Source organism: Pseudomonas antarctica (assembly GCF_001647715.1).
GTDB lineage: Bacteria > Pseudomonadota > Gammaproteobacteria > Pseudomonadales > Pseudomonadaceae > Aquipseudomonas > Aquipseudomonas antarctica_A.
Genome location: NZ_CP015600.1, coordinates 6020660 through 6034558 on the forward strand (window position 1 = coordinate 6020660; position 13899 = coordinate 6034558).

Annotated in this window: 11 protein-coding genes; 2 read left to right on the forward strand and 9 right to left on the reverse strand. The window is 61.3% G+C overall.

What is annotated here, in order from left to right; all coding sequences use genetic code 11:
- Positions 1-123: 123 nt before the first annotated feature.
- The 9 genes from A7J50_RS27390 to pilG all read right to left on the reverse strand — a co-directional run bounded on the left by A7J50_RS27390 (position 124) and on the right by pilG (position 11656).
- The gene (locus tag A7J50_RS27390; protein ID WP_064454536.1) at positions 124-372 is read right to left on the reverse strand and encodes a DUF6124 family protein; all 249 of its coding nucleotides are present in this window, start codon (positions 370-372) and stop codon (positions 124-126) included.
- 329 nt (positions 373-701) lie between these two features.
- Positions 702-1121 (reverse strand): hypothetical protein, encoded by a 420-nt coding sequence (locus A7J50_RS27395; protein ID WP_064454537.1) that lies wholly within the window; start codon positions 1119-1121, stop codon positions 702-704.
- Positions 1099-1482, reverse strand: a complete 384-nt coding sequence (locus A7J50_RS31090) for a polymorphic toxin type 44 domain-containing protein (RefSeq protein WP_082895961.1) — start codon at positions 1480-1482, stop codon at positions 1099-1101. The genes A7J50_RS27395 and A7J50_RS31090 overlap by 23 nt, the downstream gene beginning before the upstream one ends.
- A 338-nt stretch (positions 1483-1820) precedes the next feature.
- Positions 1821-2276, reverse strand: a complete 456-nt coding sequence (locus A7J50_RS27400; protein ID WP_053258465.1) for a chemotaxis protein CheW — start codon at positions 2274-2276, stop codon at positions 1821-1823.
- Complete coding sequence (locus A7J50_RS27405) at positions 2269-8082, reverse strand: Hpt domain-containing protein (RefSeq protein ID WP_064454538.1); 5814 nt, start codon at positions 8080-8082, stop codon at positions 2269-2271. The genes A7J50_RS27400 and A7J50_RS27405 overlap by 8 nt, the downstream gene beginning before the upstream one ends.
- 169 nt (positions 8083-8251) lie before the next feature.
- On the reverse strand, positions 8252-10303 hold the full coding sequence (locus A7J50_RS27410) for a methyl-accepting chemotaxis protein (protein WP_064454539.1): 2052 nt from the start codon (positions 10301-10303) through the stop codon (positions 8252-8254).
- On the reverse strand, positions 10300-10824 hold the full coding sequence (locus tag A7J50_RS27415) for a chemotaxis protein CheW (RefSeq protein WP_064454540.1): 525 nt from the start codon (positions 10822-10824) through the stop codon (positions 10300-10302). The genes A7J50_RS27410 and A7J50_RS27415 overlap by 4 nt, the downstream gene beginning before the upstream one ends.
- Positions 10825-10836: 12 nt before the next feature.
- Positions 10837-11202: a twitching motility response regulator PilH gene (gene pilH / locus A7J50_RS27420; protein WP_014720320.1), complete on the reverse strand. Its 366-nt coding sequence runs from the start codon at positions 11200-11202 to the stop codon at positions 10837-10839.
- A gap of 46 nt (positions 11203-11248) precedes the next feature.
- Positions 11249-11656 carry a twitching motility response regulator PilG gene (pilG, locus tag A7J50_RS27425; protein WP_003176671.1) on the reverse strand — a complete coding sequence of 136 codons (408 nt, stop codon included), beginning with the start codon at positions 11654-11656 and terminating at the stop codon, positions 11249-11251.
- A 240-nt stretch (positions 11657-11896) separates the two neighbouring features.
- On the opposite strand from pilG, the gene gshB reads away from it, so the two are divergent.
- Together gshB and A7J50_RS27435 are read left to right on the forward strand one after the other, a co-directional pair.
- Positions 11897-12850, forward strand: a complete 954-nt coding sequence (gshB, locus tag A7J50_RS27430) for a glutathione synthase (RefSeq protein WP_064454541.1) — start codon at positions 11897-11899, stop codon at positions 12848-12850.
- Between the two features lie 77 nt (positions 12851-12927).
- Complete coding sequence (locus tag A7J50_RS27435; protein ID WP_064454542.1) at positions 12928-13833, forward strand: energy transducer TonB; 906 nt, start codon at positions 12928-12930, stop codon at positions 13831-13833.
- Positions 13834-13899 lie beyond the last annotated feature (66 nt).

Genomic DNA, 13899 nt, shown 5'->3' on the forward strand with positions numbered 1-13899 from the left:
CAGTTACACATGTACCGACTGACACCCTGCATTCGCGAGCAAGCCCGCTCCCACATTTGTTCGGTGGTGCCTGTTAAGTAGCGGTCCTAAACAGGGAACGACCAGCCCCTATTTGGGACCGCTTTAACCTTCCGCCGCCGGGCTGACCTGCTCCAGCGCTCTATCGACCAGCAACTGGCCCAACTCGGCCATTTGCTGAACGCCGAGCATGATTGCGCGCTGGGAAGTATTCAGGTCAAAGGCTAGGTTGCAGGTCATGGCGTTCAGCGATGACAGGGTTTCACTGGCGTTGACGAGTAGAGCTTCGGTGTTCTGGTGGGGGTTTACGGTGAAGATATTGGACGCGGGTGGATTAGGGGTAGGTTTAGCCATGATTTACAGCTCCGATATGTGATGGAGGCTGCCCTCATCCGCTTGCACGCGAAAATAGGGTGGCAGCCATGCGCAGGTGTGCAAGACCGGGCATATCGGACCCCGGCAGACCCCAAGGGATCTCCCGCGCACAGCCGCCATAACAAATACAGCAGGCATAAAAAACGCCCGTTGAATGGCTATGGGCGTTGGTGCGCCGACATGTAACCGGACTTGCACGTCCGTGTCACCGTTTTTTCGATGACGAACGAAGACTAGCCGCCATCACTACCCACAACAAGTTCATGCACCGCCCGAAATCTTGCAGGAAAAATCCGAACATTGGCCCATCACAAAGCCATCATTACCTTGACCGTTCCAAGGCCCTCCAGCGCATAGCTGTGGTACTCATACACACGCCCCCGAATAATCAGATGCAGTGCACCGCCCTCATCACGCGCTTGAACATCGGGCTCTTTGGTTTTCAGAAAAGGATGTGCAGACACTAATGCAGTGAGTATTTCCTGATCACTCCCCAAATCCTCATGGACGTAGTATCTGTAGGAAAACCCCACCGTCGCACCACCCTGGCCGTCTCGCGCACCATAGATCGAGGTGCCGTTGCCCAATGAATGCTTCAACACCACTTCATCCAGATCCGGTGTTCCGGGCGACAGGATCCAACTGCCGCCGATATAGATCAGGCAGACCACAAGCAGGCAATTACGCAGAAACGGTATGAGGCGCTTAGTGGCCTTGCGAAATTGCATATTCAATACCTTTTCTTATCCAATATTGGTCCCGTGGGTCATCACCAAAAGGCTCACCGCCCCACCCTGTTCCAAAATCCGGAAGGGTGGTTTTTGCGACGGTTTGAGCCACACCAGCAGCTCGCAACAACACATGCTCGGGAATGCCCAGCACCGTACCCGTAGCGCCGTAATTGAAGTTACCAAAAGCCTCATACTCGCGCCCTCGCTTCTTGTAGTTCCATGGGCCAGCAGCCCTGACCTGAGAATAAAACCAAGAATAAGCGAATGCCGAGCCTGGCTTGAGATGAGTGCGTTTGCATCGAAATATCGCCATGTTTTCAAAAATTGAAACACCGGGCGGCATTAACGGTACGGCCATTTGCAGATCCTTGCAGGCAATGAGGAGCGCAGAAGCTAGCCACTCCACTCAGGCCTGAAAACCCGCTTAATCCAAATGCAGAACTCGCCTACAGCAACTCCATCCCATTCCGACATGTAAGCGGTCAGTCCGCATCATTAGCCGATCCGAAATGGCGAAAAGGTACGATCATCAACAACAATTTTTTAGTCACGAAAACGCTAACGCGCGATTGAACACAATTCAGTGTGGGAGCTGGCTTGCCTGCGATTGCGGTGGGTCAGTTGTTGATACAGTGACTGACAAACCGCTATCGCAGGCAAGCCAGCTCCCACAGTGGATCTTCACAAGGCTAATCGTCAGGCCAACCCGGACTCTACCAATAAGGCCTCCAACCCCATCAAATCCGGTACTTTCGCCACATGCTCCCCCACCTGCACCGCCGCCAGTTCCAGCGGGCACAGCGGCACATCCACGTAACTCAACTGGCTATCGAGCTTGTACGAGCGGGGAATGCCCTGAATCACCATCGCAATGAACTTCAACGTCGGTCGCCCGCCGAGCGCGTTCAACACCACAATCCGCGAGCGCTCGCCGGTCACGCTGGCCTCACCGCACACCGCTTCAAAGCTGATCAACGGCAACTGCCGGTCGCGCCAGGTCACTTGCCGCAGGTACCACGGCGGTGCATCGCTGGCCGGTTCGCCGCGCTGGAAGTCGATCAGTTCGGCGATGGCAACGTTGGGCAGCACCAGGTGGCGGTCAGCCAGGGGCAATAGCAGGCCGGTGAGTTGGCTGGTGCGGTGGTCAAGCATGGGACTTGCTCCAGTAGGCGATGCTTTCCAGCAGCACCGACTCTTGATACGGCTTGCCGAGGTAGTCGTTGACGCCAATGGCCATGGCGCGGTCGCGGTGTTTTTGGCCGGTGCGCGAGGTGATCATGATGATCGGCAGGCGCATCAGCCGTGGGTCGTTGCGCACCTGGATGGCCACTTCGAAGCCGTCCATGCGCGGCATTTCGATGTCGAGCAGCATCAGGTCCGGGGTGTGTTCTTCGAGCAGGGCGATGGCGTCGATCCCGTCTTTGGCAGTGAGTACGTTCATGCCGTTGCGCTCCAGCAGGCGGCTGGTGACTTTGCGCACGGTGACCGAATCGTCCACGACCAGCACCAGCAGCGGGCGTTTTTTCAGCGGGTCGTTGAGGACCAGCGCGGCGTCGACCGACTGGGCCGGCAAGGCTGGTTGCCGGGCGCGGATATGCGCGAGCAAGTCGATGATCAACACCACGCGGCCATCGCCCAGAATGGTCGCCCCGGACAACCCCTGCACGCCCGCAAACTGCGGGCCCAGGCCCTTAACCACGATCTCTCGCGTACCGGCCATGGCATCCACATGCACCGCCACGCGCCGCTCGTTGCATTGCACCAGCAGCACCGGCACCGGCTGGTACTGGCCCAACAGTTTCGGCCGGGCGACGGTGTGCAGCAGGTCGCCCAGGTAGAACAACTCGTAGCGCTGGCCGGCGTATTCATAACGCGGTGGGTCTTGTTGGTAGTGCCCCGCCAGTTCGTGGGGCAGCACGCGCACCAGGCCTTCAATAGTGTTGAGCGGAATCGCGTATTGATCGTCCGCGCATTGCACCATCAGTGCCCGATTGACCGACACCGTAAACGGCAGGCGAATGCGAAAGTGCACGCCCGCGCCCGGCGTCGAATCAATGACCATCGAGCCACCGAGTTGGCGCACTTCTTCGTGCACCACGTCCATGCCCACGCCACGCCCGGAAATCTGCGTGATTTTTTCCGCCGTGGAGAACCCCGGCTGCAGGATGAACTGCAACACGTCGCGGTCGCTGATCTCTTGATGGGGGCTGAGCAAACCCCGCTTGATTGCCTTGCGCCGCACCGCCTCAAGTGGCACCCCGGCGCCATCGTCGCGCATGTCGAAGACGATATCGCCGCCTTCGTGGGCCAGGTCCAGGCTGATACGGCCCCTCGCAGGTTTGCCGGCCAGCAACCGTGCCTCGCGCGATTCCAGGCCATGGTCCACGGCATTGCGCAGCATATGTTCCAGCGGCGCCACCATGCGTTCCAGCACGTTGCGGTCCATCTCGCCCTCGGCATTGCCGACCACGAATTCGACGTCCTTGCCCAACTCCTCCGCCACCTGGCGCACGATGCGCTTGAGGCGCGGCAGCATGCGTTCAAACGGCACCATGCGCGTGCGCATCAGGCCTTCTTGCAACTCGGTGTTGATGCGCGCCTGTTGCTGCAACAGGTTGTGCGCGTCCTGGTTGCGGCGATCGAGGGTTTCCTTGAGGTCCAGCAAGTCGGAGGCTGACTCAGACAGCGCGCGCGACAGCTGCTGCAACTGCGAATGGCGGTCCATTTCCAGCGGGTCAAATTCTTCATAACCCAAGCGCTCGGCCTCGGCCTGCTGGCGGCTGAGGATGCGGCCCTGGGTTTCGGTGTCGAGCCGGCGCAGTTGGTCGCGCATGCGCTCAATAGTGGTTTCGACTTCATTGAGCGCGGTGCGCGCGTCGTTCACCTGCTGCTCGATACGGCCACGGAAGATCGAAGTTTCACCGGCCAGGTTGACCAGGTCATCCAGCAAATCGGCAGAGATTTTCACCATGTCCGCAGCAGGATCAACCGCCGCTTCCGCCTTGCCCGCCGGCAATGCCACTGGCAACAACGGTTCATCACTCGGGTGCACCAGGCTTTTGATCCGCTCGATGAGCTTGTCCACCGAGCCCACCGGCAAGCCGTCCGTCACCGCATCGATCATCTGCGCCAGGCGGTCATGACAGCCCTGCAGCAACGCGAACAGTTCGGGGGACGGGGCCAGCAAACCGGCAGACAGCCCTTCGTAGAGAAACTCCAGCTCATGGGCCAAATCGCCAATCGGCCCGATTTCGACCATGCGCGCGCCCCCTTTGAGGGTGTGCAGGTCGCGCAGCAGGGTTTCCACCTCCTGGCGATTGTTCGGCTCGGCCTGCCAGCGCAGCAACGCGCTGCTTGAGCTGTCGAGAATATCGGCGGCTTCTTCGAGGAAAATATCCAGCAGCTCGGGGTCAGCCGGCGCTTCGGGCGCAGTTGCCGGGGTGGCTGGCGTGCTGCTCTGGCGTAACTCGCGCAGTTGAGCGATCAAGTCGCTGGAGTCGCTCAGGGGTTGGTGGCCTTGCAGTTGATCCAACTGCAAGGCCAGCCGCTCATGGCTGGCCATCAGCACGTGGGACAGTTCCGGCGAGTAGCTGTAGCGGCGGTCCACCAAGCCTTCGTAAAGGCATTCCAGCTCATGGGCCAGGTTGCCAATTGGCCCAATCTCGGCCATGCGCGCGCCGCCTTTGAGGGTGTGCAAATCCCGTTGCAGTGACGAGAGCGGTGCCGCGCTGTCGGGCTCCAGCAACCAGCGTTTAAGCGACTGCCCGGCGCTGTCGAGGATATCCACCGCCTCTTCCAGGAAGATCTCGACGATCTCGTCGTCCATCGCCGTGTCCTGGCCCAATTGTGCCGTGGCGGCGCCCAGTTCCGAGATGCTCAGGGCGCGGCTGCCGTCGCTTTTGATCAGGCCGGTGGCGGACGGATCGAGGGCGTCATCAAGCAATTCGCGCAGGGCTTGTACCCGCGCCGGGGCCGGGCTGATTTCCTGGCCGGCGGCCAGTTGGTCGAGCATGTTGATCAACGCTTCATGGGCCTGTTCGGCCTCCTGGAAAAACCGCTCGCTGACCGCCAGGCTGCTCTCTTCCACGGCACCGTACAGATCGAGCAAGGCCTCGCACAGCGCGTCGATGGCGTGCAGGTCGGCGATGTGCGCGCCCTCGCCCAAGGTGGTCAATTCGTCCAGCAGCGCCGTCAGCTCCTGGCGCTCGCCGGGGTGTTGCTGCCAGCGGCGCAGCAGGCTTTCGGCATCCAGCAGGATGTCCATGCCTTGGGCCAGGAAGTTGGTAATCAACTGCGGGTCGCGTTTGATACGCAGGCCCGTATTAGGCGCGTCGAGCAAGGCGTCGAGCTGATGGTCGAGCAGGCTTTGGGTACGGCCGATCAGGTCCGCTGCGCCCTTGATCGGCACGAGCGGGTCGCTGTCCAGTTGTCGCAACCCGCGCTGAAACAAACCTTCAGCTTCCAGCAGCAGTTCCACTTCATCCAGGTCCAACGGCAGGCGGTGGGCCTTGTATTCGCGGGTCAGGTGATCAAGCGGCCGCGCCAGTTCGGCAATCGGCAACACGCCAGCCATGTAGGCGCTGCCCTTGAGGGTGTGCAGGGCGCGTTGCAATTCATCGCTGACTTGCAGCGGCACGTGTTCGGCGGCCTGCTGCAGGAAGTGGTTGAGGCTTTCCAGGTGGCTCTGGGCTTCGTTGCGGAAGATCTCCAACAGCATCGGGTCGTGGGGTTCTGCGGCCTTTTCAGTGCCGCTGGCCAGGGCGTGGGCACGGGCGGCCAAGGCGTCGACTTCATCGCGTTGGCGTTGGTCATCGGTGGCGAAATCGGCAATCAATTCCGGCAGCAGGGCCACAGCTTCATCCAGCACCTGTTGAATATCAGGGCCGAGGGTAACGCTGCGTTCGAGCACGCGGTTAAGCAGGTTTTCCACTGCCCAGGCCAACTCGGCCAGCACCAGGGCGCGGACCATACGGCCGCTGCCTTTCAAGGTGTGGAACGCGCGGCGCATCTCGCCTTGAGCGGTTTTGTCCGCGCAATTCGGCAAGTAACGGTGCAGCACTTCGAGGACTTCGTCGGTTTCTTCGAGGAAGACTTCGCGCAGCTCATCGTCGATGGGCTCTTCACCGAGCGGCGGTGGCAGCAGGCTGCCGGGGCGTTGCAGTGCAGGCGGGTTCAGGCGTGATGTCGGGCTGGCCAGTGCGTCGAACTGGGATTGGCTCGGCGCAACCTCGGTCGACAGCGCGCCGTCCGGCGCGACCAGTGCCTGACGCCAGGGTTTTTCGGCGGGCAGATAGCCGAGCGCGGCCAGGCCCTGGGTGGTCAGTTCCAGCACGCGTTCGCCCGCAGCGTCGGCGTCCTGAAGCATGCGTTCCAGGTAGTACTCCAGGCTGCTGATCACGTCGGCAAAATGCGCCAGTTGTACCTCGGAGGGCACGGCCTCATTCACCATCAGCTGTTCATCGACATAATCGGTACAGCCGCGCATCAGGCTCGCCGCGCGCGGCAGGGGAATCATCGCCAACGCCCCGCGCACTTGGCTGAGCAACTCGGGCAGAGACTCCAGGCGCTGGCGATCCCAATGGGCTTCAATGCAGTCAATCACCAGCTCTTTGGCTTGCTTGAGGCACTGGCAGGATTCGCGGATAACCAGTTGGTGAATCTGGGTCAAGTCAGTGGTGGGCAGGCGGCTTTCTTCGCGGCTTTCCGGTTCTACCGTGCCGACCATTCCCGCCAGCGTGGCCTCGACATAGAGCAAGGCCCCGGCGACATCCATCAGCACTGCATCATTGGGTTCGCGGTGGCCTTGGACCAGGCCAAGCACCACGGCAAGCTGGTCGATAATGACTTTGCGCGGCTGGCCGAAGCCCAGCACGGCCAAGGTGTCGGCGATCTGCCGCAGGGGCGCCAGCAAGGCATCGAGGTCGCTGGTGTGCTGCCGGTCACTGCGCACGAACAGGTCCAGGCGCTCCTTGACCCGCACCAGTTCCTCGCATAACGCGCCAAGCACCGAGCCCATGGCATTGCGATCCGGCCCGGCCAGGCGCGCGCGCTCGGCATCGACCACGGCGCTGTCGGGCAAGGCTTCATCCAGGCCGTAGCGTTCCTTGAGGCTTTGCATGCGCGGCGTTGGCCGGGTGACCTTGGCGACGTAGAACAGCAGGCTCTTGAGCAGTTCATCCGGCGCAGGTTGGTTGATGCCGCCGATACCCTGGACCAGCAGGCGCTTGAGTTGCTTGTCGCTGGCTTTGAGCAAACTGCGCAGCGCCGGGCTGTTGGCGATCACGCCCGTGAGCATGCCTTCGACCAGCGCCGAGGTGACTTGCCACAAAGGCAGCAGCGGCGCGCCCTGGCATAGCGCTTCGAGGCGCGCGAAAACCCGCGCCATGTCTTCCAGGTTGCTTGGGCCGTGGTCTTCGCGCAGCAAGCCGGCCAACGCCTGCAGCAGAAGCTGGTGCCACTGGCGCAGTTGCTCGTGAAGGTCAGGCAGCGCGCGCTGGGCCAAGGCCTCATCGGGCAACGGCGCAATCGACAGCAGTTGCGGGCTGAACAGGCTGGTCTCCGACAGCAGACTTTCGCCGCGCGCGCTGCGCAGGTCATTGAGCAGCGGCAACACCACCAGCGGCAGGTCGCGGCGGGCACTGTGTACGCGCTCTAGGTACAACGGCAACTGGCTAAGCGCCTGTTGCAGCAGGCGGATGCTTTCATCGCGCTGGCTGACGCGCTCGGCTTGCAGGGCCAGGGCCAGCTCTTCAATTTCTTCAGCCAGCAGGGCCGCGCCGTAGAACTCGACCATTTGCAGCGCGCCATGCACCTGATGGACGCAGGCCAGGCACTCGCCGATGGCGTCGCCGTCGCTGGTTTCGACAAACGTGTCCAGCGCCGAACGGGCCTGTTTCAGGGTTTCGGCAATGTCGCCCTTGACCCATTCGAGGGCCACGTAGTCGTGCCGATCAACCATAACTGCTCCGCTTAGAATTCATGAACTGCGTGTGTTGCCAAGATCTCAAAACCAATGAAGATTAAATGTGGGAGCGGGCTTGCTCGCGAATACGGTGGGCCAGCCAGCAGATTAGGCGACTGATACATAGCTTTCGCGAGCAAGCCCGCTCCCACATTTTGACTGCATTTCAATCCTCAACTTGCTTGGGCGGTGGCAAGGTGAAACCCGACACCGACCTGCGCAACTGGCTGGCCATCTTCGCCAGGTTGCCGATACTTTCGGCGGTGGCGGTCGAGCCGGATGACGTCTGCGTGGTGATTTGCTGGATCACGTTCATCGTCAGGGAGATCTGCCCGGCGGACGACGTCTGTTGCTGCGCCGCATTGGAAATACTCTGAATCAACGCCGCCAGGGTTTTCGACACGCCTTCGATTTCTTCCAGCGCCACCCCGGCGTCCTGGGCCAACCGCGCGCCACGCACCACTTCGGTGGTGGTCTGTTCCATGGAAATAACGGCTTCATTGGTGTCGGTCTGAATCGCCCGCACCAGCGTTTCGATTTGCCGGGTGGCGGCGGATGAGCGCTCAGCCAGCCGTTGCACTTCATCGGCCACCACCGCAAAACCGCGCCCGGCGTCACCGGCCATGCTCGCCTGGATCGCCGCATTGAGGGCGAGGATGTTGGTCTGGTCGGCAATGTCGTCGATCAGGCTGACGATATCGCCAATCTCCTGGGAAGACTCGCCCAGGCGCTTGATGCGCTTGGCGGTGTCCTGGATCTGCTCGCGAATGTTGTCCATGCCGTGGATGGTGTTGTGCACCACCTCATTGCCCTTGTTGGCGATTTCAACCGAACGCTCCGCCACCGCCGAAGACTCCGCCGCGTTGGCCGACACCTGGTCGATGGACTGGGCCATCTGGTTGATCGCGGTGGAGGCTTCGGCGATCTGCTGGGCCTGATGCTCCGAGGCCTGGGCCAGATGCATGGCGGTGGCCTGGGTCTCTTGCACCGCGCCGGCAACTTGCCCGGCGGTGAGGTTGATGGTGGCGACCAGATCGCGCAGTTGGTCCACCGAATAGTTGATGGAGTCGGCGATGGTGCCGGTGAAGTCTTCGGTCACCGAGGCGGTCACCGTGAGGTCGCCATCGGCCAGGTCTTCGATTTCGTCGAGCAGGCGCATGATCGCGTTCTGGTTGCGTTCGTTCTTCTCGGCGGTTTCATGCAGTTGGCGGTTGGTTTCGCGCACCATCACCAGGCCGATCAGGATGATCGAGGTCAACGCCAACAGGCCCAGCACATAGCCGCCGATGGTGTCGAAGCTGCGCCCGCTGGCGAGGTTTTCAAACCCGGTGGCCAGGTGTGAGGCTTCATCGAGCAGGGTTTGCGACAGGTTGAAAATATTGCTCGCCGAAGCGCGCACCTGGAACAGTTGCGGCGAGGTTTCGAGGATTTCATCCACAGAGCCGGAGACGAACTCGAACAGCTCGGCGATTTCCGCCAGGCGCGCGCGGGCATCGTGGTCTTCAACCTGGGTAATGCGCAGGCCCGGGTTGCCGTTGAGCATGCCGTTGAGCACCAGGCCGAAGCGGTTGGCATCGCGACCAAACGCGTCGGCGGCCTGCACGGCGGTTTCGTCGCCGGCCAGCACGGTGTTGACGGCGCCCAGAATGCGTTCGGCCAGCAGCGACTGGCGCTGGGCCAACGCCACCTGGCTCGCCGGGGCGCCGCGTTGCAGCAAGATATCGACGACCTTTTCCGACTCCATCTGCAATTGCGGCACGGTTTCGGCCAGGGTCGCGGCCACTTGATGCAACGACAACACCGTCTGCTCGCTGGCGAGGATCGCGTCGGTGTTTTTCAGCAGCGCTTCCCAGTCAGTCTGCACGGCGCGCATCTCGGCGCGTACCGCACTGGGCGCCGCCGGCAGGCCGGTCTCGGCGTCACCTTTTTTCAGGTAGCCCCAGCGCTGGGCGAAGTCGTTGCGCGCGTCGCCCAGCAGCTTGAACGCGGCGGCCTTGCCGGCAGCGGCTTCGGTGGCATTTTTGGCGATGCGCTGGGACAGCACGCGCAGCTCACCGGCGTGGCCGATGTACTGTTTGTCATAGGTGGACTGCGTGTTGAGGTACGCGAAGTTGGCGAACAACAGCATGATGAACACGATCAGCGCGATAAACAGCACGATGATCTGCGAACGGCTGCGCGACGCGGCTTGCGGTTTGGGAGTAGTAGCGGTGGTCATGCGGCAACATCCATGAAACCTGGGGCCTGGGCCAAAGCGAAGGGGCTGAAGACCTGCCAGAGCTGGTCGCTGTCGAACTGCCCCTGAATAAACGGCACGCCGGAGTTGGCGCCCGTCAACAAGGCGTCTTGTGCGAAATGCTGCATGCCCACCACCTCATCTACCAGCAGCCCGACAAACAAGTCGTTGAATTCCACCACCAGCACCCGCCGTTGCTTGCGCGCTTTGGACAGGTCCAGGCCGAGAAACCCGCCCAGGTCCATCACCGGCAGCAAACGCCCGCGCAGGTTGGCCACGCCCTTGACCCAGGGTTTAACCCCCGGCATCAAGGTGCAACGCGGTTCGTGCAACACCTCGGCGACTTCGCCCATCGGCGCCACATACCAATGCGGCCCCAGGCGAAAGCCGATCCCGCTCCAACGCTGCAGGCGGGTTTCCTGGGACGGCAGGTCAGCGGCCAACAGGCGGCAGCGGCGGTCGATGTCCAGCAGCAGCTCGAAGGCGGTTTGCGACTCGGTCATGATGGCGTGCCGTCAGCCGGCCAGCACCTTGTTCAGGGTGGCGATCAGGGTTTCTTCGTCAACCGGTTTGGTCAGGTAGTCCTTGGCGCCCTGGCGCGCGCCCCAGATCTTGTCGGTTTCCTGATCCTTGGTAGTGATGATGATGATCGGAATGCCGTTGGTTTCCGGCTCCTTGGACAGCTGACGCGTTGCCTGGAAGCCATTGAGGCCCGGCATCACGATGTCCATCAGGACCGCATCGGGTTTTTCCTGACGGGCCAGCGCCACGCCGTCAGCGCCATTTTCGGCCTTGAGGACCTGATGCCCATGCTTTTCCAGCATGCCGGTCAGTTTGTACATTTCAGTCGGCGAATCGTCGACGATCAGAACGCGTGCCATGGTTTTCCCCACTACATTGGTCGGCGCCTGCCCTTGTGAGGCGGCGTCAGTGTGCTTGTTCTACTGCGGCGAACCCTGGCACATAGGCCTTGATCGCACTCAGCAGTTCTTCCTTGCTGAAAGGCTTGGTCAAAAACTGATCGACACCAACGATGCGCCCCTTGGCCTTGTCGAACAGGCCGTCCTTGGAGGACAGCATGATCACCGGGATCGACTTGAACGCCGGATTATTCTTCACCAGGGCGCAGGTCTGATAGCCATCCAGGCGCGGCATCATGATGTCGACAAAGATAATGTGCGGGTGGTGATCAACAATCCGGGCCAATGCATCGAAACCGTCGATGGCCGTGATGACATCGCACCCCACGTTCTTCAACAGCGTCTCGGCGGTGCGGCGGATCGTTTTCGAATCGTCGATCACCATCACTCTCAAGGCGTTGGAATGCTGTTCCATATCTGCTCTACCATCGCCACAGCGAATCGGTTTTCGGTGTGTACTGCCTGATGTTGCACAGGATGAGCGCCGCAAGCCTTGGAATTCAAGGGCTGCTGCGCCGTGCCAGTCTTTTTAGCACAGTCTCCGGGCGCAATCTATCGAGCAACCGGCCAGGTGGTTTTTCCTTGACCCACAACAGCCGCAGCGCCACTCTGACGCCACTTTTATGCGCCCTAATTTGCTAGAGGAAAATCCCCCATGAGCGTTCGCGTCGGCATTGTCATGGACCCTATCGCCAGCATTTCCTATAAAAAGGACAGCTCGCTGGCCATGCTCCTGGCCGCCCAGGCCCGCGGCTGGAGCCTGTTCTATATGGAGCAGCGCGACCTTTACCAGGGCGACGGCGAAGCCCGCGCACGCATGCGCCCGCTGCAGGTGTTTGCCAACCCGGAAAAGTGGTTTGAGCTTGCGGATGAAATCGACAGCCCCTTGAGCGACCTGGACGTGATCCTGATGCGCAAGGACCCGCCGTTCGACATGGAATTCGTCTACTCCACCTACCTGCTGGAGCAAGCCGAGCGCGCCGGCGTGCTGATCGTCAACAAGCCGCAAAGCCTGCGCGACTGCAATGAAAAGCTGTTCGCCACGCTGTTCCCGCAGTGCACCCCGCCGACCGTGGTCAGCCGCCGCGCCGATGTGCTGCGTGAATTCGCCGCCAAGCACGGCGATGTGATCCTCAAGCCGCTGGACGGCATGGGCGGCACCTCGATCTTCCGTCACCGTGCCGGCGACCCGAACCTGTCGGTGATCCTGGAAACCCTGACCGCGCTGGGCACCCAGCAGATCATGGGCCAGGCTTACCTGCCGGCGATCAAGGACGGCGACAAGCGCATCCTGATGATCGACGGCGAGCCGGTGGATTACTGCCTGGCGCGTATCCCGGCAGCGGGTGAAACCCGTGGCAACCTGGCGGCCGGCGGTCGTGGTGAAGCACGGCCATTGTCGGATAAGGACCGTTGGATCGCCGCTCAGGTTGGCCCAACCCTGCGCGAGAAAGGCCTGCTGTTTGTGGGGCTTGACGTTATTGGTGAGAGCCTCACTGAAATCAACGTCACCAGCCCGACCTGTATCCGCGAGATTGACAACGCATTTGGCACGAACATCGGCGAAATGCTGATGGCGGCCATTGAGCGCAAGCTACAAGCCAAGTGACATAGAACAGCCGGACACACACCAACATTGCGTTATCATGCGCCACCTGTGAAACGCGCGATGTTGGTTTTTTTGTCATGACACTCCCGTCCGATCTGCCCCCCGAACTCTCCCACAGTGGCGTGCGCCCGGCTGATCGGCTCGGATTTACCCTGTTCCTGGCGGCCTTGATTCACCTCGCCTTGCTGCTCGGCCTGGGCTTCACCTTTGTCGAACCCAAGCAGATCACCAAAACCCTGGAAATCACCCTCGCCACGTTCAAGAGCGAAAAGAAGCCGGAGAAGGCGGATTTTCTCGCTCAGGACAACCAGCAGGGCAGCGGCACGCTCGACAAGAAAGCCGTGCCCAAGACCACTGAAGTGGCGCCGTTCCAGGACAACAAGGTCAATAAAGTCACCCCGCCGCCGACGCCCAAGCCCGAAGTCAAGCAAGCCGCGCCCAAGGCTGCGGTGACCACCGTCGCGCCCAAACCGCAAAAAGCCCCGACCCAGCGCGAGAAAGCCAAGACCGAGCCGCAGCCCGAACCAGTAAAACCGGCGCCGACTTTTGACAGTTCGCAGCTCTCCGACCAGATCTCCAGCCTCGAAGCCGAACTGGCCAACGAACAACAGTTGTACGCCAAGCGCCCCCGTATCTACCGCCTGAACGCTGCCTCGACCATGCGCGACAAAGGTGCCTGGTATAAGGACGAGTGGCGCAAGAAGGTCGAACGCATCGGCAACCTCAACTACCCGGATGAAGCCCGGCGCCAGCAGATCTATGGCAATTTGCGCTTGTTGGTGTCGATCAACCGTGATGGTTCGTTATATGAAGTGCAGGTGCTGGAGTCATCCGGCCAGCCGCTGCTGGACCAGGCCGCCCAGCGCATCGTGCGCCTGGCCGCGCCTTTCGCACCGTTTACCGGCGACCTGAATGATGTAGACCGCCTGGAAATCATCCGCACCTGGAAGTTTGCCCGGGGTGATCAGCTGTTCAGCAATTGATGACAATTGCCACATCACCCGCATCCCCAGCTTGTCAGTTCGCCCCTCCAACGCCACACTAGCGGA